Below are 25614 nucleotides of genomic sequence, written 5' to 3'. Positions count from 1 at the left end.
ATCAAGCTCCATAGCTATCGTCTCTCTTTACAAATGAAATTGTCCAATTTGTTCCTGAGCCGATATGAAATGCATCAGCAAACGACCCCTGGTTAATGGCAATCGCAATATTGTCCAGGGAGTTGATATAAACAAGAGGTTCACCAACAATCGTATCGGCAAAGGATCGGCCGAAAGTCATCGTATTTCTGTATACTTGCCTTGTCCCATTTCCGATTGACACAATTAACCGGTCTCCGTAGTGGATTCCAGCCTCCTTGAGCAAGTCCCGGTTAATATTTGTCCAAATATTTCCAAACCGGACATCATGGATTTCGACTATCCCGCTTATATATCCGTCTTTTAGAGAAGCGGAATTCAATGGAAGGCTTACAAGTGTTTCACCATCAATTATCTTGCCTATTTGATCAAAAGCCAATTTACCCATCGTAAGTCGGGCGCCTGTATAGGCAAAAATATCCCTGCCGTGGAACGTGTAAGACTCCTTCGAATGGGGCAGCCTGTTTTTTTCCTCATCTAGCTCCCTTGCTTCAATAATGCCAATGAATTTATGTATATGTGTCAGAGTTCCATTATCAGGAGTGATAATATATTTCCCATCGCTTGTTTTGACGGCAACACTCCTCCTGGCAGAACCAACGCCAGGATCTACGACAGAAACAAACACAGTTCCTTCCGGCCAATAGGAGATTGTCTGGAGCAAACGGTAAGACCCCTCCCATATATTAAATGGAGGGATATCATGGGTTAAATCAAATATGCGGATGGCACTGTCAACAGAGAACGCGACTCCATACATTGCACTAACCGCTCCATCGCTTATTCCAAAATCCGACTGCAAAACTAACGCCCCGTTCATGCAAATCCCCCTCATTCTTCTTTCAAATAAATATAGCAGCCTCTTACTTTCACTATACTAACAATTCAACTCCTCTATTTACTTCCCCTTGTATGAAAAAAGAAAAACTTCTCTCATCATTCATTTAATTTTCAAGACTTAGGAATGGACTAAAGCCGGCTTCAAGTTCAGCGGTATAAATGGATAGCGGTAGCCGTGCTGGCAAGCTATTAACTTATCCGGCGGTTTTACAGTTATATCCGATATTTTTGATTACCTATCCTAGGGAATTTTCATATGTCCGAGGTTTCTTTGACCACTTATCCGGGATTTTTGATCACTTATCCGAGAAATTTTACATATATCCGAGAATTTCACAATTCAGTCACACTCATTACCAGTCGAACAATGCCTAACCAATTATTCAGATTTTGGAGTGGCAGGTTTCCATCTTGAAAAAATGGGGATAAGAAGTAAGTAAAGTTTGCAAGAATGGAGGTATGGCGAATGGGAATATTGGATGGAAAAGTAGCATTTGTAACAGGGGCAAGTTCCGGGATTGGCCGGGCCGCTGCCATCAAACTGGCCAGCGAAGGGGCAAAAGTCGCCTTAATTGACGTAAAAGAGGAAAATGCAGAAGAAGTAAAAGCAATTATTGAACAAAAAGGCAGCAGCGCGATTATTGCCGAATGCGATGTCGCAAACCCGGATGATGTACAACAAGCATACAAACAGACGGTTGAAGCATTTGGAAGGCTTGATATTGTGTTTGCCAATGCAGGAATTAACGGGGTCATTGCCCCCATTGAGGATCTTGAAGCGGATGACTGGGATGAAACGATTACGACTAATCTAAGGGGTACCTTCCTAACGGTAAAGTACGCGATACCTTATATGAAGGAACGAGGTGGCAGCATGATTATCACTAGCTCAATCAACGGGAATCGCTGGTTTAAAAACTTCGGTTTCTCCGCCTATAGCACATCAAAAGCTGGACAAGTCGGATTTGGGAAGATGGCAGCACTTGAGCTTTCGAACTATAAAATCAGGGTTAATACAATTTGCCCTGGAGCAATAGACACCAATATCCATGATAATACGTTCCCGGCTGAGGAAGAGCTTGAAAAAATCACTATCCCTGTCGAGTATCCCGAAGGAAATCAGCCGCTCGCAAACGAGCCAGGAAAGCCGGAGCAGGTAGCAGACCTTGTGTACTTCCTGGCATCCGATTTATCAAGCCATATTACCGGCACCGAAATTTATATTGATGGCGCCGAATCGCTTTTATAAAGTCATTACAGCTATCTTTGGGGCTAATAACTTGCTTCATTAAAAAGGCGGATGCTATATGCATACCGCCTTTTTCCCAGCAAATTTGAATTTTCCTAACGCATAAGAAAAACTATGCCATTCGCCGGTAGTCTGGCGAATGGCATTTTTTCTACTGTCTTTTCATTGATGCACGGCTGAAAACGTATGTTCATGCTCCAGCAAAAACTTCTTCATTTCAATTCCGCCCCGGAAACCGGTGAGTGTTCCATTTTTTCCAATTACTCTATGACAAGGGATTGTAATCATAACCGGGTTTGCGCCTATCGCTGAACCAACCGCTCGTACTGCCGATGGTTTTCCAATCCGGTCTGCAATGTCACTATAGGTAACGGTCCTGCCGTACGGGATTTCTTTTAATGCATCCCAAATGGTTTGCTGAAACGGCGTTCCTTTCGTATCAACCGGCATGGCGAAACTGGTCCTGGTTCCTTCCAGATATTCGCGCAACTCCGAAATATACGGGTCTAGAATCCGGTTATCCTTCATCAGCTGTGATGTTGGCCGGTGCTTTTTGACCCAGGCTTCAAGTTCGACTAACCCCTGCCCTGGTGTTCCTACAAAGCACAAACCTTTACTTGATGCTGCAACATGCAAGGGCCATTGATTATTTTCAAAAACAGACCAGTAGATTATTTCCATCTGTTTCAGGCTCCCCCTATCAATTTGGATTTCCTATCTTAATTCCTATCAAAATAGGCGGGGAAACGCAATGTTTTTTTCCATCAGTGGTCCGTTGCTTATTAATTTCGGCATTACTCAATCCACTTAATAATATCTTCGGCTGGCCTGCGTTTTTTAGGGGCAGGTTCCTGTTTTCGATATCCAAATGCAGCCATAACGGAAATACTAAACCTTCCGCCTTCAAGGAGACCTTCCTCATCCAAGAGGGCATTCATTTCTTCAATATTGAAGCCTTCGATTGGACAAGAATCAATTTTCAGCTGGGCAGCTGCTGTCATCATATTCCCAAGTGCTATGTAGGTTTGCCGGCATGCCCATTCATACAGAAGCCTGCCGTCCTTATCTAGCAGCTTGAAGTCATCCCGCTGGAATTCTTCAATCCTCCCAAGAAACTTCGAAAGGAAATCTTCAGGGATGTTTGATGACCTCAGAAAATGATCCCGAAGATACTCCGCATCATACTTTGTATCCTTTGCTGTCCTGGCAAGGAAGATAACGAAATGGCTGGCATTCTCGGCCTTACCATATGCACCCCAGGATGTTTCTTTAATCTTTTTGCGGAGTTCGCCATTTTGGACAACAATAAATCGCCATGGCTCAGCACCGAATGAACTTGGTGATAGGCGTCCTGTTTCAAGGATAAAATTAAAATCATCCTCGCTAATTTTCTTGTTCGGATCAAATTCCTTTGTTGCATGCCTAAAATTGAACGCCTCAAGAATTTCTTTTTTGATTTCCTCATTATCTGCCATGTTTTTTCCTCCTTACTAGTAACAAATCATCCAGCATTGTTGTACTTTTAAAACCCGGGCCCTCGCTCTCAAAAAAATGGGTATAGTAAACAGTGCCGGTACGTTTAAGCCATAATACAATCATGTATAATTAGGTAAATAACGTTTTTTTACCTTAAGGGGAGAAAGGGCACGATTATATGATTCATACGGATACAAGTATGAACAACCCGATACAAAATAACAAAGAAATGGCTTATCCCATTAACCTCTTCCCAAAAGCGTTTAGCCTTAATCAACTAATAAAAGACCACCGCCTTGCATAAGGAACATTTTGGTGTTAAAACTAATCTTTATGAATGACAAGAAAGGATGACTTCCGAGATGAAGCTTTTCACAGATATAGATTTGGACGGGCTAGGCTGCGGCTTGCTTGCCAGGCTGGCGTATGGAGACCAGGCTGATGTCGCTTATTGTTCGCACCGGGTCTTGAACGACAGAGTTCAGCATTACATAGCCAACCCTGAAACAGCCAGGGAAGAACTATACATAACAGATCTTGCAGTAAATTCCGAGGTGGAGAAGAAGCTTGCTGACCGTTTTAAAAAGGGTGGCCATATCCGGCTCATCGATCACCATGTAACCGCGATGCACTTCAATGAATATGAGTGGGGATTTGTCTTGCCAGAGTATGATTCCGGGAAAAAAACCTGCGCTACCTCTCTGTTCTATGACCATCTTGTTAAAAAGGGTGCTCTCGGCGCAACAAAGGCGCTTGAAGAGTTTGTCGACCTTGTCCGCCAGTATGACACATGGGAATGGGATGAAAATAATAATACGGCTGCCAAGAGGCTGAATGATTTATTTTATATTATGGACAGGAGCGAGTTCGAGGAAGAATTGCTCGAGAGGCTTAAAAACCATCCAGAAGCTTTTTCTCTTTCGGAAAGTGAAAACTTCCTGCTTGATATTGAAGATGCCAAGATTGAACGGTACATCCGTTCAAAAAGCAGGCAGCTGGTTCAGGCAAATGTGGATGAATATTGCGTAGGTATTGTCCATGCCGAACAATATCTATCCGAATTGGGCAATGCATTGAATAAACTATTCTCCCACCTCGATATGGTCGCCCTCCTGAATGTCGGTGGAAAAAAGGCTGGCTTCCGAACAATCCATGATGAGGTGAATGTTGCCGAATTTGCGTCCCGTTTTGGCGGGGGCGGGCATCCAAAGGCTAGTGGCTGTGAGCTCGGAAAAGATATCTTCCAAAAGGTAGTTGTTGATGTTTTTCCCCTTCAGCCGCTTAAGCTCGATGCGGACCGAAATGAACTTAACTTAAGGGAAACCTCCTATGGAACATATTTTGAAAACCGTAATGGTGATATGATCTTAATTCGTCCGTTGGAAAAAGGCAGGGTTGAGGCTGTCTCTAAGGGGAACGCTTCTACAGAGTTTGACTCCTTTGTTGCTGCCGAGCGGGATGTAAAACGAACCTACTCAGCCTGGCTAAGCTATGACAATGATTTACTGAGAAGGCTGAGTGAAGCCCTCGATATACCGTTCGAGGAAGCCAGGCAATCATACAAAGACATGCTCCAGCATTTACTGGACTAAAAACGGCGCCCATCCACACGGAATGGGCGCCGCTTGTTTTTCACATTTAAATTTTATAGCCAAGAGCTTCATAGGGACGAAGCGTAAGACTGCAGGGTATTAATTAAGGAAATAGACCCTCGTTTCAAAAGGCTTCATTGTAAATTCCTTCGGCAGTTTCGGTCCAGTTACCGGATAATTATTCAGAACCAATTTGCTTTTCTTATACCTGATTGCTGTCGGCAATTTCAACCTGGAAGGTGTCCCATGCACATTGCAAAGAATAATTGCTTTTCTTGCCCCAAGGGTACGAGTGTATACGAAAAGCTTTGGATGGTTCGGAAGATACAAGTGGTATTTTCCATAAACAAAAAGGCTATTTTCTTTACGGAGCCGAATTAATTTTTTATAAAAATGAAGGATCGAATCCTTGTCATCAATCTGGCTGGCAACATTTATGTCTGTGTAATTCGGGTTCATGCCAAACCATGTTGTATCTCCAGTAGTGAATCCACCCATATGACTCGAATCCCATTGCATAGGTGTACGTGCGTTGTCCCGGCCATGCTTCCAGATGAACTCCATGATTTCCTCGTGGGAACGTCCCTTCCCGGTTTCAATCCTATAATAATTCTTCATTCCCACATCATCATAGTCATCAATTGAAGGGAACTTCACATTGGTCATCCCAATTTCCTGACCCTGGTAAATAAAAGGGGTCCCCTTCATTAAAAAGTACATCGCACCAAGCATTTTGGCACTTTTCTTCCAGTACCTCTTATCATTTCCCCATGTAGATACGCGGCGGGGCTGGTCGTGATTCTCGATGAACAAGGCATTCCAGCCGACACCTTCAAGGCCTCTCTGCCATTTTGTCAGTACACGCTTCAATGCTTTAACATCTACAGAGTCTTTCTTGTTTTTGTCCCAAAGACCAAGAAACTCAAATTGGAAAATCATATTAAAGTAGCCGTCTTTTTCACCAACCCACTTGTCGGCATCAGCAAGGCGGACACCATTGGCTTCCCCAACCGTCATCACATCATACTTACGGACCGTTTTGTCAGCAAACTCTTTCAGGAAGTCATCAATACCTTCCACATTCATCATATAATCGAAAGAAGGCACATACTGCAGCCCCTTTGGATTCGGCATGTCAGGGAGCCCGGGCTTCTTTTTAATATGGGAAATTGCATCAACCCTGAATCCATCAATTCCTTTTTCCAGCCACCAGTTTACCATATTGAAAAGTGCCTGCCTGACTTCAGGATTTTCCCAGTTTAAGTCAGGCTGTCGCGCTGAAAAGAGATGCATGAAATATTGTTTTGTCTGTTCATCATACTTCCATGCCGAGCCGTTGAAAATCGACTCCCAGTTATTCGGTTCCTTGCCAGCTTTGCCATCACGCCATATATACCAATCACGCTTTGAACTTTCCTTTGAAGATCTAGATTCAATAAACCATGGATGTTCGTCACTCGTATGGTTAATGACGAGATCAAGAATCAATTTCATATCCCGTTTATGCACTTCTTCGAGCAATTCATCAAAATCTGCCATTGTTCCGAATTCATCCATGATGCCCTGGTAATCGGAAATATCATAGCCATTGTCATCATTTGGAGATTTATACATAGGTGACAGCCAAATGACATCTATTCCTAAATTTTTAAGATAATCAAGCTTGGACGTAACCCCCTTCAAATCTCCAATGCCATCGCCATTGCTGTCCATGAAGCTTCGGGGATACACTTGATAGCAAACGCTTTCTTTCCACCATTTCTTATTCATCATTGCACCTCATAGTAAGGAATAAAGTGAAACTAAACAATCATGGGAGAATTCTTTTTCCCCCGCTTATAGTTAATGCAAACGATTGCACTAAAAGCCATAGAAAAATAAATTGATAGAGCAATCCACTACATCATAGCATATCCGTTCGCATTCCAAAACACAATCTTAATAAGATAACAGAATTATAGAGGAAAAATTTTATAAATAGTAGTTGAGGCCGCCTATTTTGGTGCGGCCCCTCGCATTTGTTAGATTTTAAAGGGCAGGTGGACACCACCCGTCCTTTTGGATGGGGAGTTAATCTCCACTTACGCACGCATGATTAATCTATTTCGACCCCTCTATTAGATTATTCTCCATTCACACATCCCCAAATTTCCATATATAGGTTTTGTTGGTGAACAGTCTGGGTAAAAATTACTGTCGCTTTTTGTCACTAAACAGAGGGGGTATAGAATGATTCGTTTTGAAGGTATTGTTAAAAAGTATCATAGGCAAACCGTCATCAATGATTTTAATCTCACCATCAATGATGGTGAATTGGTTGTCTTTATCGGCCCGAGCGGCTGCGGAAAGACCACTCTTTTAAAAATGGTGAACCGGCTCATCCAGCCGACATCTGGAGAAATTTATGTGAATGGAAAAGCCATATCAGAAACGGATCCAATCCAGTTGCGCCGCAATATTGGCTATGTCATTCAAAATACAGGCCTCTTCCCGCACATGTCGATTAAAGAAAACATTGAATTGATTCCTAAACTTAAAGGTGAAGACCCACAGGCAATTGAAAAAAAGACTGATGAGCTGCTCAGCCTGGTTGGACTTGACCCAGAAGAATATAAGTACCGCTATCCAAAAGAACTAAGCGGAGGCCAGCAGCAGCGCGTCGGTGTTGCAAGGGCCTTTTCTACCGACTCCGATATCATCTTAATGGATGAACCCTTCAGCGCACTTGATCCTGTCACCCGGAGCTCCCTTCAGGATGAACTATTCAATATGCAGAAGGAATTGAACAAAACTATCATCTTTGTTACCCACGATATGGATGAAGCCTATAAGATTGCCGATAAAATCTGCCTCCTCAAAGACGGGGAAATCGTCCAATATGATACTCCCGAAAATATTCTAAAGAATCCGGCATCACACTATGTTGAAGAATTTATTGGAAAACGAAGGGTTTGGAATAACCCGGAAGTCCTGAAAGCATCGGATATTATGATTACCTCACCTGTTAAAGTTTCGCCGAAAAGGAATGTGCTGCAGGCAATTGAGATTATGAAGGAAAATAAAGTAGACAGCCTGATGGTGACAGATAGAGACTCTAATCTCGTTGGCCTGATGACTCTAAAAGCCGTTAAGCTTCAAAATCGGACCGGGCTTATTGAGGACTTAATGGAGCGCAATGTCCTTTCAGTCCAGGAAGAGGAAAATTTGATCGAGGTACTGAAAATCATGAATGAGCATAAAATCGGCTATCTCCCGGTTATTAATGAGGCTGGCAAATTAACCGGCTTGATTACCCGAAGCAGCATCCTCTCGGCCTTAAGCAGCCAGCTGATTGACATGGAGGTGGCATTCTAATGAATGAATTTTTTACATATGTCACTGACAATCATCAGCAAATCCTGTCACTATTGGGCCAGCATATTTACTTAAGCATTCTGGCTGTGGGAATTGCGGTTATCATCGGGGTTCCCTTAGGCATTCTTGTTTCACGGAACAAAACATTATCGAAACCTGTCATTGGGACTGCCAATGTAGTCCAAGCTGTTCCAAGCATGGCGCTACTAGGTTTCCTGATTCCATTTGTCGGAATTGGCAGTACTCCTGCAATTATCATGGTCGTCCTTTATTCCTTGCTTCCAATTGTCAAGAACACATACACTGGATTGACAAATATTGATCGTGATATTTTGGAAGCCGCAAAAGGAATTGGTTTAACCAATAGCCAAATCATGAGCAAGATTCAGCTGCCGCTTGCGTTTCCCATCATAATGGCAGGTGTGAGGATTTCCGCTGTTACAGCAGTCGGCTTAATGACCATTGCCGCCTTCGTTGGAGCGGGAGGCCTCGGCTTCCTTGTATTCTCGGGAGTAAATTCAGTTGATACCAACAAGATTCTCGCAGGTGCCATCCCTGCCTGTATCCTTGCGCTTCTAATTGACTTTGCTGTTGGAAAACTTGAATCGGGAATGTCTTATACAAATAAAGCCAAACTTGCTTCATCTAAAAAAAGGGGATGGAAGAACAAAAAAGTTCTTATTCCTGCTGCTGCACTGCTTCTCGTTGCTGGTGTCAGCCTTGCCTACTTCTTCTCTATAGCTGGCGCGAAGGAGGACAAGGTCACGATTGGCACGAAAAATTTTACCGAAGCAAATATACTCGCCCATCTGGTCGCTGACTTGATTGAGGAAAAAACCGATATCGAAGTAGAAAGAAAATTGAATCTGGGTGGAACGAATGTTGTAGTGAGTGCAATCAACAGCGGTGATATTGATATGTATATTGAATATACCGGCACTGGACTGGTCAGCATTTTCAAAAAAGAAGTAACCACTGACCCTGATGAAGCGTATGAAATCGTTAAGAAGGAATTCGCTGACAAGTACAACATTAAGACCTTGAAGCCGCTCGGTTTCAATAATACTTATACATTGGCGGTTACCAAGGAGACAGCCGACCAATATGGGCTTGAAACCTTCTCTGATCTTGCTGATGCCAGCCCGGAACTGATATTGGGCTCAACAATTGAATTTACAAATCGGCCGGACGGGCTTCCAGGCCTTGTTGAAACATACAACATGAAGTTTAAAGACTTGCGGGCAATCGATGGCGGCTTGCGCTATACCGCCCTTCAAAATGGCGAAAGTGAAGTGATTGATGCCTTCTCAACAGATGGGCTGATTGATGAATTTGACTTGAAGGTGCTTGAGGATGACAAGAATTTCTTCCCGCCGTATTACGCTGTTCCGGTGGTGAAGGAAGAAACGCTGGAGAAATTCCCCGAGCTTGAAGATGCCATTAATCTTCTTGCTGGAAAACTGACTGACGAAACGATGCGCGAGCTGAACAATAAAGTAGATACAGACAAGCAGTCACCAAGCAAAGTGGCGAGGGATTATTTAATTAAAGAAGGCTTTATTAGGTAATAAAGGAGCAAGGCAAAAGTTGCCTTGCTCTTTCATTATTCATTATAGAAAGGTATGACTTTTTTGTTCCCTATCCCGTATAGATGGGATTGAAGGGATTCCCCTTTAAAAACCACCAGGCTTAAGGTCGAAATATCAGCAGGAAGCGGCTGTGTTAATCTTAGTTTAACCAGTGTCTCTGTTTGTTCATAATAGGTTGGAATTGAGCTTTTCAGAAAGCTGAAAATCCGATTTTTATCATCGGCCAGCAGAAAAAAGCGGGACTCTCTTGGCTTATCCAAATTGGCCTTTACTTTTAATGTAACCGTACCGCCCTTTTCGTTTATATTCATCCCTTTAATAACATATTGATTTTCCCCGGAGCCAAACTCCTTGTCCACATGCTCAATCGTTTTCTTAAAAGGTGTAAACTGAGGAAAAGGCTGCCCTTTTCCTGTTACTTCGGGAAGATTGATTTCCTGGCCATTGACTTCAAGTTTCTCAGGCCACGCCCCGGCTGGTATCCCTTCTGAAAGGGATGTTACTGCAAACCGGCTTAAGGAGCCTTTGTAAGGTTCAAGCGCCCCCTCCATCCAGACCTTTTTTGTCAGTATGTACTCCTTACCCTTGTATGTAACAATTGGAGAAAATATCTTCGGTACATCTGAATAGAAACTTCCATTCACGCTGACAACATTGAGTATAACCGGAAATTTCCATCCTTCCATCCGACGCCTTCCACTACAACTCTGCTGTCATAAGGACGGCTTGGATAATTGTGTTTCGCCATAAGCGTCTGCCCGATTTCATAGAATTCATCCCGATGCTTAGTTTCTTTTTCAGTTGAATTGCCGCTGCTTAATAACTGTCCTTCCATAAATGGAACCAGAGAAACTGCCACTAGGACGGCCAAAATGATAACAATTTTCCTTATTCTAAACTTTTGCACAACACCGTCCCCCACCTCTCTTAATACATATTTGGACGGTGTAAAGCTGATAAAGTTTCTGGCTAATAAGGAGCGGATGAGGAGAAACTTTTCATTAAAAAAGGCAATGCCATGGCATCGGCATTGCCTCTTCCCAAATTTTACTTTTCCGCAAGCTTGTTTCCTGCCTGCGATTTTTCCAGCGGATCTTCCGCTTGCGTCGCACGCTTGATAAAGAACGCAAGAACAAGAGAAACAATTGAAATCAGCGTAGCAATCAAAAATGAGAAATTTATCCCATCAAGCATAGCCTGAGCCATAATTTGCTGCTTCATTTGAGCAGCGGCTTCACCAGTAGGCTGCTCGGTCAATTTGCTCATCGCCTCTTTACCAAGCTCCGCCGCCCTCGATTCTGTCCGGTTTGTCATAATGGTAACAAGAAGGGCAGTTCCAATTGCTCCTGCAACCTGATTCATCGTGTTGTTCATCGCAGTCCCGTGAGGATAGAATCTCGGAGGGAGCTGGTTTAGCCCGTTTGTCGAGACGGGCATGAAGACCATTGACATGCCCAGGCTCCTGATTGAGTACAGAACAATCAAGTGAGTATAGGAGGTTTCAAGAGTAAGCCTTGAAAAATCAAAGGTGGTAACCGTAATAATTAGCAAGCCAACAATGGCGAGGACCTTTCCTCCAAACTTATCGAACAGCCGGCCGGTAATTGGCGACATGAATGCCATAATTAAAGCACCAGGCAACATTAACAATCCTGCATCCATCGGCGTGATGCCACGAAGGTTCTGAGTATAAATGGGTAATAATATCATTCCTGAAAAAAGTGCCATATTTACTGTCATTGATATGACGGAAGCAAGGGCGAAAGCCGGAAACTGATAAACACGGAAATTCAGCATCGGATTGCCCTGCCTTAACTGGCGCAAAATGAAGATTAACAAGGAAACTGTCCCAATTAGTATCGCACCATATACATACGGACTGTCCCAGCCCTTATTCCCTGCCGAACTAAACCCGTATAAAATTCCGCCAAAACCAATACTTGATTGTAAAAGGGATACAAAATCCAATCGGTCGTTTGTTTTTTCTTTCTTATCCTTTAGAAGGAAGAATCCAATTATGAGAATGGCAGCGGCGATTGGCGTGATGAAATGGAACAGCATTCTCCAATCATAATGTTCAATAATCCAGCCAGACAATGTCGGCCCAATGGCCGGAGCGAACATTAGTATCAGGCCGAATACACCCATTGCTGTTCCTCTTTTTTCTATTGGAAAGCTGACAAGCATAACATTCATCAAAAGCGGCATCAAGATAGCTGAACCTGATGCCTGTAACATACGTCCTGAGAGCAATACAGGGAAGTCATGGGCTGTCCCTGCGATTAATGTACCAATAGTAAAAATTCCTAGAGCAGCTAGAAAAAGCTGTCTAACCGAGTATTTTTGAATCAAGAATGCCGTTGTCGGAATCAATATACCGTTTACAAGCATAAAGCCAGTTGTCAGCCATTGAACAGTTGCTGCCTCTATTTTTAAATCCGCCATTATGGACGGAAGTGCAATATTTAATAATGTATTATTTAGAAATGCAATAAACGCCCCAATCATCAAAACGGCTAGTATGCCGTATGGGGGGCGTGCATGGCTTGTTACTTTTTGTTCCATATTTCCTCCTGTATACGTTCAGTCCACTTTTTTATACCTTTATTTCACATGCACTCTATCATATACCATGAGTCCAAAAAATTCAATCCATAAAACCGCCTATTTTATAGGTTTGAATTATCAAATAAAATAGTATAGACTAATTTTTGTACCCCGAGTACAAGTAACTGACAGGGTGATGAAATGAACGACCGAAAGCAGCATGTTATTAAAACTGCCCACAAATTGTTTATAGAAAAAGGATTCCAGTCGACCTCGATCCAGGATATCCTGGATTTGAGCGGCATTTCGAAAGGAACTTTTTACAATTACTTTTCCTCAAAAAATGAATTGTTAATCGCACTTATAAAATCGATACGCAAGCAATCCGAGTCGGATCTCAATGAACTACTGATTGGACAAAAACGCTCTGATATTAATGTCCTTATCAAACAGGTTGAATTGCACCTTAAGACAAACCGAACCAATAAGCTTCTTTCTCTCTATGATGAAGCAATTGTATCAAATGACCCTGAGTTAAAAAATCTGCTTCGAGACAACTACCTTCGCAATCTTCGCTGGATTTACCACCGGTTTATCGATATCTTTGGCGAGGAAAAAAAGCAATATTTGCTGGATTGCTCTGTGCTGTTCTTGGGCATTTTGCAGCAAAACTTGAAGATTATTTCACTTGCGCAAAGCTCGTTCCCAACGATTCGCGAAATTGTCAAATATAGTGTCAATCGAATCGTTACCATTGTTGAGGAAGTATCCGCATCGGATGACCAACTGTTCGATTCATCTCTTTTTGAGAAACTGTTCCCTTTTTCAAGCGGCACCAATCAGGACTTCAGGGACAAGCTGCATATAACCATATTAGCCATGAAGAAGCAGCTTGTTCATCTGGACGACCAAAAAAGGCGATATGAGCTTCTCGACTTCATCGAAGAGGAACTTATGAACGGCAAGGTACCACGCATATATGTAATTGAGAGTGCGATTGATACGTTAAGGACTGATGGATTGATAGATGCGAACCTAATAGCTGGATTGGAGCAGTTTATAAAAGCTGCCTCGGAAACAGAATAAATTAAAGCTTCCGCTCATACGGGAGCTTTTTTAATTTGCCATTGTTTCATTACTCATACTTTATTCCAAAACATACATACTAACAACATAATTCCTTTTTCTACAAGGTGGTGAGGTTGGATGTTTAGACGGAAGAACGGCCCGACTGCGAAAAAGAAAGATGATCCTCCTACCCAATTAAAGGACATCCTAGCCAACGCCAAGGAGTCCAGCGATTTTTCAAGCATTTATCCGTTTGAAAATAAAAGCATCTCCCTTCATTACTATTCAACGTTAATTGACGATAAAAAGCTTCATAAGCTTATCCTTAAGAATCTGCACGACAAAATCAAAGAGATAAAGGAAATTTCCACTATCGGAAACTTTATTCCTATTGAGGATATAAAGGTAACCGATGATGCTAGAGAAATTGAGGAAAAACTGCATAAGGGATATGCAGCGCTTCTGTTTAAAAAAGACACACAACAATGTGCATTAATCAATATCGGAAATTGGTCAGAAGGGATTCGGCAAACGAACGAAACCAACAGTGAATACAGTGTGGTTGGCCCAAAGGTTGGCTTTGTTGAGGATTTAAAAGTAAACATGCACTTATTAAGGCGTGATATTTTAACATCCGATTTGATATTCGAAGAATTAAGGGTAGGCGGCAAATTAAAAACAGACGTTTCCATCGTCTATATAAAAGGTGTAACAAATCCCGACTATATCCAAACGGTACGACAGCGTCTGAAAGATATCGACTTTGATGGCAGATTTGATTCAGGTGTAATTGACCAATTAATTTCTGATAATACTAAAACCCCTTTTCCATTATTCATCATTACAGAAAGGGTTGATAGGACAGTCTATTCGCTATTATCTGGGCAACTGGCTATATTAACGGAAGGCTCTTGTTATGCAATTCTTTGCCCTTCCACTTTGCTGGATTTTTTTTCTGCTGCAGAAGACTATTATCTATCCTGGATTCAAGGAAGCTTTTTTCGATTGATCCGTTTTTTCGGTGTTGCGTTTTCAGTGTTTGCAACGCCAATTTACGTTGCTGTACTGACTTACCATTTTGAGATCATTCCAAGCGACCTGCTTGGCCCGATTATTTATTCAAGGGCAAATGTACCGTTTCCTCCATTTTTGGAGGTTTTGTTCCTGGAAATTACAATTGAGCTCCTTCGAGAAGCAGGAGCCAGGCTGCCAAGTAAAATTGGCCAGACACTTGGTATAGTTGGAGGTATTGTTATTGGCCAGGCCACGGTCGAAGCAGCATTAACGAGTAACATCCTGTTAATCATTGTCGCACTTGCCGCACTATCATCGTTTACTACACCCATTTACAAAATGTCCAACACCGTCCGCTTTTTGAGATTCCCACTTATTTTTTTGGCAGCAATCTGGGGCGGATATGGATTGGCAGTTGCGATTGTCTTCTTGCTTAGCCATTTAATGCAGCTTAAGTCGATTGGCATCCCTTATATGGTCCCTCTCTTTCCGTTTCGTATAAAAGATATAGGGTCCGGGGTTTCAAGGCCCCCTTATTCACTTCTGTCCATAAGACCTGGATATCTCAGGACCCTGGATAAGAAACGGTATGCAGTCTCCGTAAATAACGACCCAGAGAAGGACCTTGATACTGAATAGAGGTGAAATAAGTTGAATCGTCCTTTGTTATGTTTGATTATTATTCTGCTTGCCGTGATACCCGGTTGCGAACGAACGAAGGTTATTGACAGACTGAGTATCATCCATACCCTTGGCTATGATGCAAAAAAAGATGGGAAAATGGGTGCGACCGCACTGTATCCTGATTATACAAAAGGGAAAAACAAACAGGATATCCAAATCAGGAATGTCAAAGGAACTACATCAAGCGAACTTCTTGCCCATACGAACCAACAAGCTCAATTTCCCATTGAGCTCTCAAAAACAATGGTCATAGTGTTTGGTGAAGAGTTTGCCAAGAAAGGGGTCGGCCATATCATTCGAACTGTTTTCAACAATCCTACGATTGGCACCAATGTCCAGACAGCTGTCGTAAAACCTAATGCCCAGGAGTTTCTAAAAAAGGTAAAAGAAAACGGGACCTTGGCAATTGAAGACACGATTACCCAAAACTATACTTCAATGTCGATGCCACAGACCGACCTTCATATTTTTTTAAACAATTATTTTGGCGCAGGCAGGGATCCTTATATGCCTGTGCTTGCCCACGGTACAGAAAAAAGTGTCCTTATTGAGGGGCTGGCCATTTTTAAAGATGACCAGTACAAGCTTCAATTAACTGAAAAACAATACGTGATTTTCTCTCTTCTTGATCCCTTTAAGCATCAGGTCTTGTTCCAAATTCCTATCAAGAAAGATGAAAAAAAAGGCAAGATAGCTGTACGCGAACTAAAGAATAAACCAACGTGGAACGTTATTTCCAAGCATAAAATCAAGGTAAATCTTGATTTACATGTAAAAATCCGCGAATATCCAGGTTGGATCCAGCTGAACCGAAAAAACGATGTTGAAACGGTAAAGACTGCAATTAAAGAAAGGGTAAGCAACGATATATATGAACTCATCCAATTGTTCAAGGAAAACAATGTCGATCCACTTGGTCTTGGTGACTTGGTCCGGTCATATGACAGAACTTGGAATGAAAAGGATTTCTATAAGAATGATTACAAACAACTGAAGGTCGAGCCTGATATCAAGGTAACTATTATACAGGCTGGTATCCTAAGATAAGAATGGGGCATCAACAATGAATCCGACAGTTCAAGAGAAAAATAAACTTTCCCCGTTTTTTTTGTTTTTTCTATTTCCCGCTTCGCAAATCGGGATAGGCATTTTAAATTTTCAGACTAGGATAGCTAAAGGAGCAGGCCACGATGCCTGGGTTTCCGTGCTCGTTGTCGGCTTAACGTTGAATATATTATTTATGATGGTTTTGGTTATTTTAAAAAGTTCATCAACTGGGGATATAATCGGCTTGCATAAAGAGTTATTCGGTAAATACATCGGAGCCGCCCTAAATATCATCCTTGTTGTTTACTTTGGCTTAATCGGCTTCAGTATGACCTATGCATATATCGATATTACACAGACTTGGGCGTTTGATTTGGTTCCCCTTTGGGAATTGACTTTTGGTATTTGTATCGTCTTTTATTTTGTTGTTACGGGAGGCTTCAGGGTGGTTTCAGGAATAGCCTTTTGGGGATTTACCATCCCTATATTCCTTATTCTCCCTTTCACCCTACTCATTCCTTATCTGGAGATTCGGAATTTAATGCCTTTTTTTTCACATGGGATAAAAGATTATGTTGTTTCCGGGAGGGAAAGCATCTATCTTTTTCAAGGGTTTGAAAATATCCTTGTCTATTTCCCTTTTATAAAGAATCAGGGGAAATCAAAAAAGTGGGGACATTTCGGCCTGTTGTTTACAACCTTGCTGTACTTGAGCCTTACTATCGGTACATTTCTATACTATACACAAGGAAAGCTTGTCCATACACTTTGGCCGACACTCACTATGATCAAATTGATTCGCTTTTCTATATTGGAAAGCTACGAATTTCTTTTTATCTTCATCTTCTTCATCGTTATCACATCATCTGTTTCCATTTCCCTATGGTCGTGCACTCGGATACTTAAAGGAACTTTTCACATTAAAGCAAGCCGCGCTCTTATAGGAATTTTGATTGCCTTTTTCTTTCTGAACATTGCCCTGGAAGATGTCGACTATGGGAGAAAATTATCAAGAATTACCGTTTACTCAGGAATTGCCTTCCTTTATGGCTATATCCCTTTCCTTTTTGTAGTAAGCATTATAAAAAGGAAATTGGATAAGAAAAAAGAACAGCCGGGCTGCTCCTAAAGGATGCCCGGCTTCTTGAATCTATTTCTTTTTCTTTGTGAGCCTGCCGAGCAGGAATGCCCCGGCAGCAAGGCCAATCATGGTGTTTGTCTTCTTGTTGAACACTTGTTTTGCGACTAGGTTGAGATTCTGCGGCCTTTCTGCAAGGCGGCGCATGAAATAGCCATACCAGTCTTTCCCGAAAGGAACATACGTGCAGAAGTTGTAGCCTTCCTTGGCGAGTTCGTACTGAAGTTCTTTTCGGAAGCCATAAAGCATTTGGAAATCAAACTGGCTGTTCGGGATATTATGCTCCTTTACAAACAGTTTTACATGGTTGATGATGTTATGGTCATGTGTTGCAATCGAAGTGAATTTGCCATTCAGCAAATGCCATTCAATAATCTTCCGATAGTTTGCATCTATGTCCTTTTTATCCTGATAGGCAATGTCAGCAGGCTCTTTATAAGCTCCTTTAACAAGGCGGATCCGCATGTTTCGATAGTTTTCTACTTGTTCAAGAGCATTATGGTAATATGCCTGAATGACCGTTCCCACATTGTCATAATCCTCATAAAGTCGGTCAACCAATAGGAACGTCTTTTCCAGGTGAGTTGAATCTTCCATATCAATATTAACGAAAATATTATGTTCCGCTGCTTTCGCAACGACTTCCCTTACGTTTGATAGACAGAAGTCAAAATCAATATCCAATCCAACCTGGGTCGGCTTAATTGAAAGATGAGCGTCCAATTTATGTTCAATGATTGCTTCAAGAACCTTAAGGATTTGATCCTTTGCTTCAATTGCCTCAGATTCCTTATAGACAAACTCCCCTAAATTGTCAACAGTCGCCGAGATACCATACCTGTTCAACTCTTTTATGCTTTCAATTGTCTCTTCAACAGTTGTGCCGGCTACAACACTTTGTGCGCCCAGCTTTAAACCGTAGTTTTTAGCAGCGGTATTTAAAAGTTGATTTTTGGATAAGCCTATGAAAAAATCTCTTAACATCCCATTTGCTCCTTGTTGTTTTTTTCTTTATTATATCACGCCAACCTATAAAACTATTAATTTAACACTTGAGTTATTTTTTTACTATAGCATTAGTAAGGTGCAAAAACATGGCTTATTTTAAGAAGTTAAGGCATGAACCGAGTGAAAACCTCAGAGGCATGGTATTTTAGAGAAGGAATGTTAGGATCCTTGAAACCATAGGCAAAAAGCTTTTTTGTTTCAATAAACCGTGATTGCTTTTCATTTGTCCCCATAACCACACTAATTAACCTGCGCTCTCCCTGCTTTGCGGTACCGGCAAAGCAGTACCCAGCTTTTGTTGTATACCCTGTTTTTAATCCATCTACTCCTTTGAAGGCGAGTCCAGAAGGATGCCCATCAAGCATTTCATTCGTTGTATAAATCGTAGAACCATCATAAGCCAGAACATATTCACTAAGGCTAGAAACAACAAGAATTTCAGAAAAGTCATCAATGAGCCTGACTGCCAGCCTGGCCACATCTGATGCTGCCATCCTCGATTCCTCACCTGTTGCCTGGTCCTGGAGCCCTGTTGCATTCACGAAAACTGTTTCATTTGATAAACCGAACTCCTCCGCCTTACTATTCATAAGACTAACAAATGACTTTTCTGACCCAGAAAGCCTTTCAGCAAGTGCGACAGCAGCATTGTTTGCAGAGGCAACAGCCATTGCGATGAACAGATCCCTTACAGTCAGTTCATCACCAAGCTTAACAGGGATAAAAACTCCTTCACTTGAAACTGCATTTCCGGAAATTTGCACGCGGTCCTCCCAGCTCAAATATCCCTTTTGAATTGCTTCAAGCACCAAATACTCGGTCATCATTTTAGTCATGCTTGCCGCAGCAAAAGGTTCCTCCTCATTCTTGGCAAAAAGGACTTCGTTTGACTCAGCATCCATTACGATTGCGGCTCTCGCTTCGATTTCTGGCGGATGTATGTAAGGAGATGAAAGGTTTATTAACCCGAAAAAAACTAATCCTGCCGCACCAACTATTTTTAAAATCTTACCCATACGTCTTCCTCCCGGATATTCTGTTTGCATCCATCGTAACCGAGAGTGTTTAAGCAGTTGGAAAGAAACTCTAAAGAATGTCTAAAGAAATCATATCCCTTCTTTAACCAGTAGGAAGTCTGATTGTGAAAACTGTTTGTCCATCCGAACTTGAGGCAACAATTTGTCCGTCATGCAGATCGATTATCGCTTTTGCAATAGCCAGGCCAAGCCCGCTGCTTTCCTGGCTGTCAGAACGGGACTTATCTACTCTATAAAATCGTTCGAATATGAAAGGCAGATCGGCGGAAGGGATAGCTATTCCTATATTCGAAACCTCAACAATCGCATCTTCCTCTTGATACACACGGATTTCTACAGTACTGCCCTTTTCTCCATACTTGATAGCATTAGAAAGGATATTCTCAAACACTCTTGCTAGTTTATCCCCATCCGCAAGGACTTCCAGTCTCCCTTCACCACGGGATTCCAGGTGAATGTCTTTATCTGCTTTTTCTAATTGAGGCCTAAAGGATGCTGATACTTGACGAAGCAATTCCACTAAGCTGATTGGCACTTTTGATAGGATTAAACCGGAGTTCTGGACTTTGGTATACTCAAATAATTCCTTAATCAATTTCTCCATCACAATTGCCTTATCATATGCAGTCCGCGTATAATACCTCATCTCAACTTCATCATGATATCGATCCTGTTCAATTAGAGACAGATAACCAATGATACTGGTCAGTGGTGTCCGGAGATCATGAGAAACATTTGTGATTAAGTCACGTTTCGCCTGTTCAGCAATCTGTTCTTCCTTCTGAAACTGCTTTAGCTTTTCAACAATCGCATTTATGCTTCCTGCAAGATTATCCAAATCCTGAAATCCCATACTGGCTGCTTTATGGGTAAAATCCCCTTGAGCAATGAGTGCGGCATCGAGGGTTAGCTTTTCTAGGCAGAGATTATATATCCTCCGTTTTTCATAGTTCAAACATACCCTCATATATGCTGCAAATGTAAGCATCCAGCCAAGTATGTAAAAAGGCGGCCCATACGTTTCAACTAGATGGCTGAATTTATATTTTCCAATAAGGCTTACAATTTCCACGGCTAAGCCGGATAGTGTAACAGACGAAAAGACAACCGCACTGAACACTCTTGTAATCAAATACCATGTCAAAGGAGTAACGGCAAAGCTTACCGCTGCGAAAAGAGCAAGCTTCCATTTTGGTACTCGGCTGAAAAATATCCTCTTTGTTCTATTCAATTTTATATCCAACTCCCCAAACAGTTTGAATGATTGAACGGTTTCCTGTAGCCTCGGATAGTTTTTCCCGAAGATTACTGATATGGACCATGACCGTCTTGGCTGCACCAAACCCGTCCTCCTGCCACACATTTTCAAAGATGTCTTCGGTGCTGAAAACTCTTCCTCTATTTGAAGCGAGCAAGTAAAGTATTGCAAATTCCAGAGAGGTCAATTTGACTTGCATTTCACCGATTTTGGCTGTATGAGTAGCTTTGTTTATTTCCAATGAATCTATGAAAATACTGTCAGCTTTCATGTGCTGCCGATTCAAGATAGTGGCCCTTCTTAACAATGCTTTTACTCTGGCAGTGAGTTCTAGCGGATTAAAAGGCTTGACCATGTAATCATCTGCTCCCGTCATCAGCCCATGGATTTTATCAATATCCTCTACCTTGGCGCTCAGCATCAAAATCGGGACAGTCGATTTTTTCCTTATTTCCCTGCATACCTCAAGCCCATCCCGTCCAGGCATCATTACATCAAGAATGAGCAGATCAACCGAATCATTTTTTACAAATGAAAGTGCTTCATTGCCGTCGTACGCTTTATGTACGTTAAACCCTTCATTTGTAAGGTAAATTCCTATCAAATCAACAATTTTCTTATCGTCATCAACAATAGCGATTTCAAAAGGCAAAACTGTAACCTCCTTAAGCTTTTACTGTTCTCCAATAGAATTAACGAGAATAAAAGGCATCCAGTTACAGCTAAATTCTAATGGAAGAAAAAATTCCTCACCCTCAAAGTGGTAAAGGGTAATCTTCTATAACACAAAAAAGCCGCTGCCCATAATGGACAACGGCTGCGTTCTTCTCTATTCTTTTTCAAACTCAATTGTGCTTCTTACAGTATTAATCGAGCGCACCATTTTTTCAATCTGCTCACGCTTTGGCTCGAGGAAAGGAGGCAAGGATAGTTTTTCTCCCAATGTCTCGTATGGCTCATCCCCCATAAAGCCAGGGCCATCAGTCGCGAACTCAAAAAGGATGCCGGGAGCTACCCTTACATAGAGCGATCCAAAAAAGTATCGATCTACAAAACCGGATGTCTGGAAACCAAAGCTTTCCATACGCTTTCTCCAATAATCCAAATCGGAGCGGTCCTCGACCCGGAAGGCAGCATGATGAACGGTTCCATATCCCTGCATTCCTTGAGGAAGTACAGTATTTGGTTCGACAATCACACCAGCACCATTTCCGCCTTCCCCGACTTCAAACAAGTATAAAGATCCTTCATGGGCAATCTCTTTATACTCCATTACCTTTTCAAGAACCTGTCTGAAATAATCGAAATGGGCAGTTCGGACATGGATTGGCCCCAGTCCGACAATTGCATACTCCAAAGGGATTGGCCCCTTTTTCCATGGGATTCCAGGAGGGATACCGGCTACGTTTTCATCCGAAATCAATTGGTACTGTTGGTCGTCAAAATCCACAAACGATAAGGTCTTTCTTCCGAATTGTTCTTTAATGCCTTTATGGCTGACAGCCAGCCGGTCAAACCGTTTTACCCAGTACTCAAGAGCGTCGTCACTAGGGACACGGAAGGATGTTTTATAAATTTCATTCGTTCCATGTGAACCTTTCGGGATGCCTGGAAAATCAAAAAATGTCATATCTGTTCCCGCATTCCCCTCATCATCCGCAAAAAACAAGTGATATGTTTGGATGTCATCTTGGTTAACAGTTTTCTTTACAAGCCTCATCCCTAATACATATGTGAAAAATTCATAGTTCTTTTCAGCACTGCTCGTTATTGCGGTAACATGGTGCATACCTTTTAGGCCATTCATGCAGTTTGCCTCCTTACATCATTATGGATTATATCTCGATTGAAGTTATCTTTAATTCGAGATAAATATACCATGGATTTTATACCCTGTCAACAGATACTGTGCACCGGACCATGTACGGGTTCCGGTGCACAGCTGCTATTGATGTTTTTGTTCTTTTGTGGCCGCAATAGCATTAATTAGCATATTAGCCTGGCGGATCATATCACCTTTGCCTTGAACATGCAGGTACATAATCCTTGGCTTTTCATGCATCATGTGATTATGGATGGCGGTAATCTCCAAGCCGCCCTTCCTCAGCTGGTCAATAACGGGATTTACTTCCTCTTGAAGCAGGGCCATTTCCCCTATTACCATTGTTGCTTCGTCCACTCGTTCAAAAGCAAAATGAAAACCAAGATCCATAGATTCTGGCGAAGACTTTTCACCCATAATCTCTGGTTTTATAATCTTTCTAGCAATTTCAACCCGGCAGAGATTTTTTTCTGACTGAACCTTCGTTTTAAAAATTTGTTCCAATGTCTTGCATTCCTTGTTTTGCTTCTCAGCAAGAGAGGTCTGGTTTGGAAAAATCAAAACGAAAAGAACTGCCATCAGAACTAGTATGTTTTTCATAAGGGCACCTCCATGTATAGCTTTCCCTTGTACGCGCCCTTTATGATTCTTTCAGCAATGAGCTTTATGGATGGTTAGTCTCTAACAGGAAACCACCCAGGAGTATTGATAATCGCTTCCCATAACGGGTCCGGGACTACAAGTTTCTCCTGGTCGTTCCTGGAAAGGTTGACTGCAATGGAAGATTCCTCCCCGTCCCGAACCTTTTGAACCCATCTTGGTTCAACGACCAATTCACGGCCAAGAGCTATTAGCGGAACACCCGTATTCATTGCTTTGATAACTTCATCAGGTGTATGAAGTGACCCTACTCCGATTACCGGAACCTTGTCCCCTACAGCCTCTTGAATCATTACAATGCGGGAACGGCTATCTGCTTTGTCCCGAATCGATCCTTTATAGAAGTCCTGAACTGAAACATGGAGATAATCAAGCCCCTGCTTTGATAAGACATCCACAAAGGCAAGTGTATCGTCCATCGTAATTCCAGGATCCTCAATTTCTTCTGGAGAAATACGGTAACCTATAATAAATGAATCCCGGGCGTGCTTTGTGGCTGCCGCCTTAACAGATTCAATAACCGCTAATGGGAAAGCCATTCGTTGTTCACGTGAACCGCCCCACTTGTCTTCACGACGATTCGAGTGTGGTGAAAAAAATTGCTGAATTAAATAAGTGTTGGCTCCATGGATCTCTACACCATCAAATCCCGCCTCAATTGCCCTCCGTGTTGCTTCTCCGAAAGCTTCGATAATAGTCTCAATTTCACTTCCCGATAATTCACGCGGAGTTTTGGCACCTTCCCGTTCTGGTGCTACTGCACTCGCACTGACAGGCTGGCCGTCATCAAGCAACTCAGGCGGCGACATACGGCCGGCATGAAAAATTTGCAATATCGCCTTTGCTCCTTCTCCTTTAATTGTATCGGCCAATCGCTTAAGACTAGGTATTTGTTTGTCAGTATACGCACCAATTTGATCCTTGAATCCTTTGCCATCACTCGTCACATTGGCACAGGCCGTAATAACTGCACCAACTCCCCCGGATCGTACCCGGTAGTAAGCAAGTTCCTCATCGGTTACCATTCCTTCTTGGTCGGAAGAATAGTTCGTCATCGGTGCCATTAGAATTCTATTTTTAATCCTTGCTCCGGATTGAAAAGTAAAGTCCTTAAATATTGCCTCATAGTCATTCCTCATACAGCAACCCTCCATTTTATTCTACTAAATCATTTCAAGTCACCTAGTTCCCCATTTAGGTACTAAGCAAACAACATAGTTAGGATAAGCTGGCCCCAAAGAATTATTCAAATAAAACAATTTGGTGGTGGCATGGTATGATTACGACAAAATAAAAAAAAGCCATCCAATTATGGTGGCTTCAACTGCTAATCAGGAATAATAATCGGGTTAACCTCATTTCCTCCCTTGCCGCTGCCGTTATAATACTGCGGAACCTTTCCTTGCAAGAATAAATCACCAATTTTAACAGAGTTGGTCACCTTTATCTCTCTTTGTATAAGCGGAATGATGACACTCATTTGCACCTCTGTTTTCACATATAACTCCAGAAAGGTATTGTTAATGCCTATCTCGGAATACTTCGTTTCAATATTTGCTGTCACATCCCCAAGGATTTCGAACCGGACTGGCACTTTTGGCCCCAAGTTGGAAAAGAGTGTATTGTTAGTCGCCATTCCGAGCGGGATTTCATATATAATTCCTTTTTTCCCCGATGAGTCCGAAATATCGGTTTCCTGAAATGCTGCTTCAAGCTCGTCGATATTTCCCGACTCAAGTAGATTTAAGTAGTTTTGGACCCGGGTTGTCGCTTCAGAAATGACATGGTTGTATACTCTTGGGTTAAAACTGTAGCCAATTTCATTCGCATTATTGTGGACAATAACGAGCTGGTCAATCTCGATGTTCTCCGATACATTTTGCGAAATCGCATTGTTAACCGCCTGGGATGCAATTTCCCTCGCTTTTGTCTCGGCAATTTTAACAAGGCTTGGCTCTATATGTTTATTGATCAAGTTCAAGCTTTGATACGTTACGATAATAAACGTTATAAAGGTTAGCAGAAGAACATACCGCAAGGGCAGCGGGCCCCGTCTCCTTATTCTCCTCAAATGGGATACCTCCCCGCAAAATATGGCCTACTACTTGTATATGCGGAACAGGCTTCCTATAGACGAATAACAACTGATTTGCCGGGTTGTCCCATGAATGCTGACAGGAATAACGCCATAT

General features: G+C 42.1%; 23 protein-coding genes. 8 read left to right on the top strand and 15 right to left on the bottom strand.

Going from position 1 to position 25614, the window contains the following annotated elements:
- Position 1: 1 nt before the first annotated feature.
- Positions 2-859 carry an SAM hydrolase/SAM-dependent halogenase family protein gene (locus A8F94_RS20785; RefSeq protein ID WP_066204863.1) on the bottom strand — a complete coding sequence of 286 codons (858 nt, stop codon included), beginning with the start codon at positions 857-859 and terminating at the stop codon, positions 2-4.
- A gap of 486 nt (positions 860-1345) precedes the next feature.
- Here A8F94_RS20785 and A8F94_RS20780 point away from each other — a divergent pair, with 486 nt between their 5' ends.
- Complete coding sequence (locus A8F94_RS20780; RefSeq protein WP_139070151.1) at positions 1346-2128, top strand: SDR family oxidoreductase; 783 nt, start codon at positions 1346-1348, stop codon at positions 2126-2128.
- A gap of 162 nt (positions 2129-2290) precedes the next feature.
- Here the strand turns inward: A8F94_RS20780 and A8F94_RS20775 are convergent, their stop codons facing one another.
- Positions 2291-2809 carry a methylated-DNA--[protein]-cysteine S-methyltransferase gene (locus A8F94_RS20775; RefSeq protein ID WP_175384483.1) on the bottom strand — a complete coding sequence of 173 codons (519 nt, stop codon included), beginning with the start codon at positions 2807-2809 and terminating at the stop codon, positions 2291-2293.
- A 113-nt stretch (positions 2810-2922) separates the two neighbouring features.
- Entirely contained in the window at positions 2923-3603 is a 681-nt protein-coding gene (locus A8F94_RS20770; RefSeq protein WP_066204850.1) for an NAD(P)H-dependent oxidoreductase, read from the bottom strand.
- A gap of 363 nt (positions 3604-3966) precedes the next feature.
- Between A8F94_RS20770 and A8F94_RS20765 the strand changes: the two genes are divergently transcribed.
- Complete coding sequence (locus A8F94_RS20765; RefSeq protein WP_066204847.1) at positions 3967-5196, top strand: DHH family phosphoesterase; 1230 nt, start codon at positions 3967-3969, stop codon at positions 5194-5196.
- 99 nt (positions 5197-5295) lie between these two features.
- Here A8F94_RS20765 and A8F94_RS20760 read toward each other — a convergent pair whose 3' ends face one another.
- Positions 5296-6966 (bottom strand): alpha-glucosidase, encoded by a 1671-nt coding sequence (locus A8F94_RS20760; protein WP_066204839.1) that lies wholly within the window; start codon positions 6964-6966, stop codon positions 5296-5298.
- 459 nt (positions 6967-7425) lie between these two features.
- Between A8F94_RS20760 and A8F94_RS20755 the strand changes: the two genes are divergently transcribed.
- Both A8F94_RS20755 and A8F94_RS20750 read left to right on the top strand, forming a co-directional pair.
- Positions 7426-8550: an ABC transporter ATP-binding protein gene (locus A8F94_RS20755; RefSeq protein WP_066204833.1), complete on the top strand. Its 1125-nt coding sequence runs from the start codon at positions 7426-7428 to the stop codon at positions 8548-8550.
- Positions 8550-10118: an ABC transporter permease/substrate-binding protein gene (locus tag A8F94_RS20750; protein WP_066204830.1), complete on the top strand. Its 1569-nt coding sequence runs from the start codon at positions 8550-8552 to the stop codon at positions 10116-10118. The genes A8F94_RS20755 and A8F94_RS20750 overlap by 1 nt, the downstream gene beginning before the upstream one ends.
- Before the next feature lie 35 nt (positions 10119-10153).
- On the opposite strand, the gene A8F94_RS20745 is transcribed toward A8F94_RS20750, so the two are convergent.
- The 3 genes from A8F94_RS20745 to A8F94_RS20735 form a co-directional block, all read right to left on the bottom strand.
- The gene (locus A8F94_RS20745; protein WP_066204827.1) at positions 10154-10825 is read right to left on the bottom strand and encodes a hypothetical protein; all 672 of its coding nucleotides are present in this window, start codon (positions 10823-10825) and stop codon (positions 10154-10156) included.
- Complete coding sequence (locus A8F94_RS20740) at positions 10780-11046, bottom strand: hypothetical protein (RefSeq protein WP_066204823.1); 267 nt, start codon at positions 11044-11046, stop codon at positions 10780-10782. The genes A8F94_RS20745 and A8F94_RS20740 overlap by 46 nt, the downstream gene beginning before the upstream one ends.
- A gap of 140 nt (positions 11047-11186) precedes the next feature.
- Positions 11187-12704, bottom strand: coding sequence for a DHA2 family efflux MFS transporter permease subunit (locus A8F94_RS20735; protein WP_066204821.1), 1518 nt, complete (start codon positions 12702-12704; stop codon positions 11187-11189).
- A gap of 183 nt (positions 12705-12887) precedes the next feature.
- On the opposite strand from A8F94_RS20735, the gene A8F94_RS20730 reads away from it, so the two are divergent.
- The 4 genes from A8F94_RS20730 (at position 12888) to A8F94_RS20715 (ending at position 17628) form a co-directional block, all read left to right on the top strand.
- Positions 12888-13772: a TetR/AcrR family transcriptional regulator gene (locus tag A8F94_RS20730; RefSeq protein ID WP_066204818.1), complete on the top strand. Its 885-nt coding sequence runs from the start codon at positions 12888-12890 to the stop codon at positions 13770-13772.
- Between the two features lie 120 nt (positions 13773-13892).
- Positions 13893-15407 carry a spore germination protein gene (locus A8F94_RS20725; RefSeq protein ID WP_066204811.1) on the top strand — a complete coding sequence of 505 codons (1515 nt, stop codon included), beginning with the start codon at positions 13893-13895 and terminating at the stop codon, positions 15405-15407.
- 12 nt (positions 15408-15419) lie between these two features.
- Positions 15420-16499 (top strand): Ger(x)C family spore germination protein, encoded by a 1080-nt coding sequence (locus A8F94_RS20720; RefSeq protein ID WP_066204808.1) that lies wholly within the window; start codon positions 15420-15422, stop codon positions 16497-16499.
- Positions 16500-16515: 16 nt separating this feature from the next.
- Complete coding sequence (locus A8F94_RS20715; RefSeq protein ID WP_066204805.1) at positions 16516-17628, top strand: GerAB/ArcD/ProY family transporter; 1113 nt, start codon at positions 16516-16518, stop codon at positions 17626-17628.
- 21 nt (positions 17629-17649) lie between these two features.
- Here A8F94_RS20715 and A8F94_RS20710 read toward each other — a convergent pair whose 3' ends face one another.
- The 8 genes from A8F94_RS20710 to yunB all read right to left on the bottom strand — a co-directional run bounded on the left by A8F94_RS20710 (position 17650) and on the right by yunB (position 25493).
- Complete coding sequence (locus A8F94_RS20710) at positions 17650-18621, bottom strand: proline dehydrogenase family protein (RefSeq protein ID WP_066204803.1); 972 nt, start codon at positions 18619-18621, stop codon at positions 17650-17652.
- A 128-nt stretch (positions 18622-18749) separates the two neighbouring features.
- The gene (locus A8F94_RS20705; protein WP_066204800.1) at positions 18750-19661 is read right to left on the bottom strand and encodes a D-alanyl-D-alanine carboxypeptidase family protein; all 912 of its coding nucleotides are present in this window, start codon (positions 19659-19661) and stop codon (positions 18750-18752) included.
- A 103-nt stretch (positions 19662-19764) separates the two neighbouring features.
- Positions 19765-20913, bottom strand: coding sequence for a sensor histidine kinase (locus tag A8F94_RS20700; RefSeq protein WP_066204796.1), 1149 nt, complete (start codon positions 20911-20913; stop codon positions 19765-19767).
- On the bottom strand, positions 20906-21592 hold the full coding sequence (locus tag A8F94_RS20695) for a response regulator transcription factor (RefSeq protein ID WP_066204793.1): 687 nt from the start codon (positions 21590-21592) through the stop codon (positions 20906-20908). The genes A8F94_RS20700 and A8F94_RS20695 overlap by 8 nt, the downstream gene beginning before the upstream one ends.
- A gap of 177 nt (positions 21593-21769) precedes the next feature.
- On the bottom strand, positions 21770-22747 hold the full coding sequence (locus A8F94_RS20690; protein WP_066204788.1) for a ring-cleaving dioxygenase: 978 nt from the start codon (positions 22745-22747) through the stop codon (positions 21770-21772).
- A 138-nt stretch (positions 22748-22885) separates the two neighbouring features.
- The gene (locus A8F94_RS20685; protein ID WP_066204782.1) at positions 22886-23362 is read right to left on the bottom strand and encodes a DUF1259 domain-containing protein; all 477 of its coding nucleotides are present in this window, start codon (positions 23360-23362) and stop codon (positions 22886-22888) included.
- A 74-nt stretch (positions 23363-23436) separates the two neighbouring features.
- Positions 23437-24561 carry an NADH-dependent flavin oxidoreductase gene (locus A8F94_RS20680; protein WP_066204779.1) on the bottom strand — a complete coding sequence of 375 codons (1125 nt, stop codon included), beginning with the start codon at positions 24559-24561 and terminating at the stop codon, positions 23437-23439.
- A 188-nt stretch (positions 24562-24749) separates the two neighbouring features.
- The gene (yunB, locus tag A8F94_RS20675) at positions 24750-25493 is read right to left on the bottom strand and encodes a sporulation protein YunB (RefSeq protein ID WP_066204777.1); all 744 of its coding nucleotides are present in this window, start codon (positions 25491-25493) and stop codon (positions 24750-24752) included.
- Between the last annotated feature and the right edge of the window lie 121 nt (positions 25494-25614).

This window comes from Bacillus sp. FJAT-27225, assembly GCF_001685025.1.
GTDB lineage: Bacteria > Bacillota > Bacilli > Bacillales > Cytobacillaceae > Bacillus_D.
Note: the sequence above shows the minus strand (reverse complement) of the source record. Positions and strands in the feature narration are given on the sequence as shown.

What these genes read in the sequence shown, in the direction of transcription:
- A8F94_RS20785 (WP_066204863.1), bottom strand. Translation starts at nt 859, where the DNA reads ATGAACGGGGCGTTAGTTTTGCAGTCGGATTTTGGAATAAGCGATGGA.
- A8F94_RS20780 (WP_139070151.1), top strand. Translation starts at nt 1,346, where the DNA reads ATGGGAATATTGGATGGAAAAGTAGCATTTGTAACAGGGGCAAGTTCC.
- A8F94_RS20775 (WP_175384483.1), bottom strand. Translation starts at nt 2,809, where the DNA reads ATGGAAATAATCTACTGGTCTGTTTTTGAAAATAATCAATGGCCCTTG.
- A8F94_RS20770 (WP_066204850.1), bottom strand. Translation starts at nt 3,603, where the DNA reads ATGGCAGATAATGAGGAAATCAAAAAAGAAATTCTTGAGGCGTTCAAT.
- A8F94_RS20765 (WP_066204847.1), top strand. Translation starts at nt 3,967, where the DNA reads ATGAAGCTTTTCACAGATATAGATTTGGACGGGCTAGGCTGCGGCTTG.
- A8F94_RS20760 (WP_066204839.1), bottom strand. Translation starts at nt 6,966, where the DNA reads ATGAATAAGAAATGGTGGAAAGAAAGCGTTTGCTATCAAGTGTATCCC.
- A8F94_RS20755 (WP_066204833.1), top strand. Translation starts at nt 7,426, where the DNA reads ATGATTCGTTTTGAAGGTATTGTTAAAAAGTATCATAGGCAAACCGTC.
- A8F94_RS20750 (WP_066204830.1), top strand. Translation starts at nt 8,550, where the DNA reads ATGAATGAATTTTTTACATATGTCACTGACAATCATCAGCAAATCCTG.
- A8F94_RS20745 (WP_066204827.1), bottom strand. Translation starts at nt 10,825, where the DNA reads ATGGAAGGATGGAAATTTCCGGTTATACTCAATGTTGTCAGCGTGAAT.
- A8F94_RS20735 (WP_066204821.1), bottom strand. Translation starts at nt 12,704, where the DNA reads ATGGAACAAAAAGTAACAAGCCATGCACGCCCCCCATACGGCATACTA.
- A8F94_RS20730 (WP_066204818.1), top strand. Translation starts at nt 12,888, where the DNA reads ATGAACGACCGAAAGCAGCATGTTATTAAAACTGCCCACAAATTGTTT.
- A8F94_RS20725 (WP_066204811.1), top strand. Translation starts at nt 13,893, where the DNA reads ATGTTTAGACGGAAGAACGGCCCGACTGCGAAAAAGAAAGATGATCCT.
- A8F94_RS20715 (WP_066204805.1), top strand. Translation starts at nt 16,516, where the DNA reads ATGAATCCGACAGTTCAAGAGAAAAATAAACTTTCCCCGTTTTTTTTG.
- A8F94_RS20710 (WP_066204803.1), bottom strand. Translation starts at nt 18,621, where the DNA reads ATGTTAAGAGATTTTTTCATAGGCTTATCCAAAAATCAACTTTTAAAT.
- A8F94_RS20705 (WP_066204800.1), bottom strand. Translation starts at nt 19,661, where the DNA reads ATGGGTAAGATTTTAAAAATAGTTGGTGCGGCAGGATTAGTTTTTTTC.
- A8F94_RS20690 (WP_066204788.1), bottom strand. Translation starts at nt 22,747, where the DNA reads ATGAATGGCCTAAAAGGTATGCACCATGTTACCGCAATAACGAGCAGT.
- A8F94_RS20685 (WP_066204782.1), bottom strand. Translation starts at nt 23,362, where the DNA reads ATGAAAAACATACTAGTTCTGATGGCAGTTCTTTTCGTTTTGATTTTT.
- A8F94_RS20680 (WP_066204779.1), bottom strand. Translation starts at nt 24,561, where the DNA reads ATGAGGAATGACTATGAGGCAATATTTAAGGACTTTACTTTTCAATCC.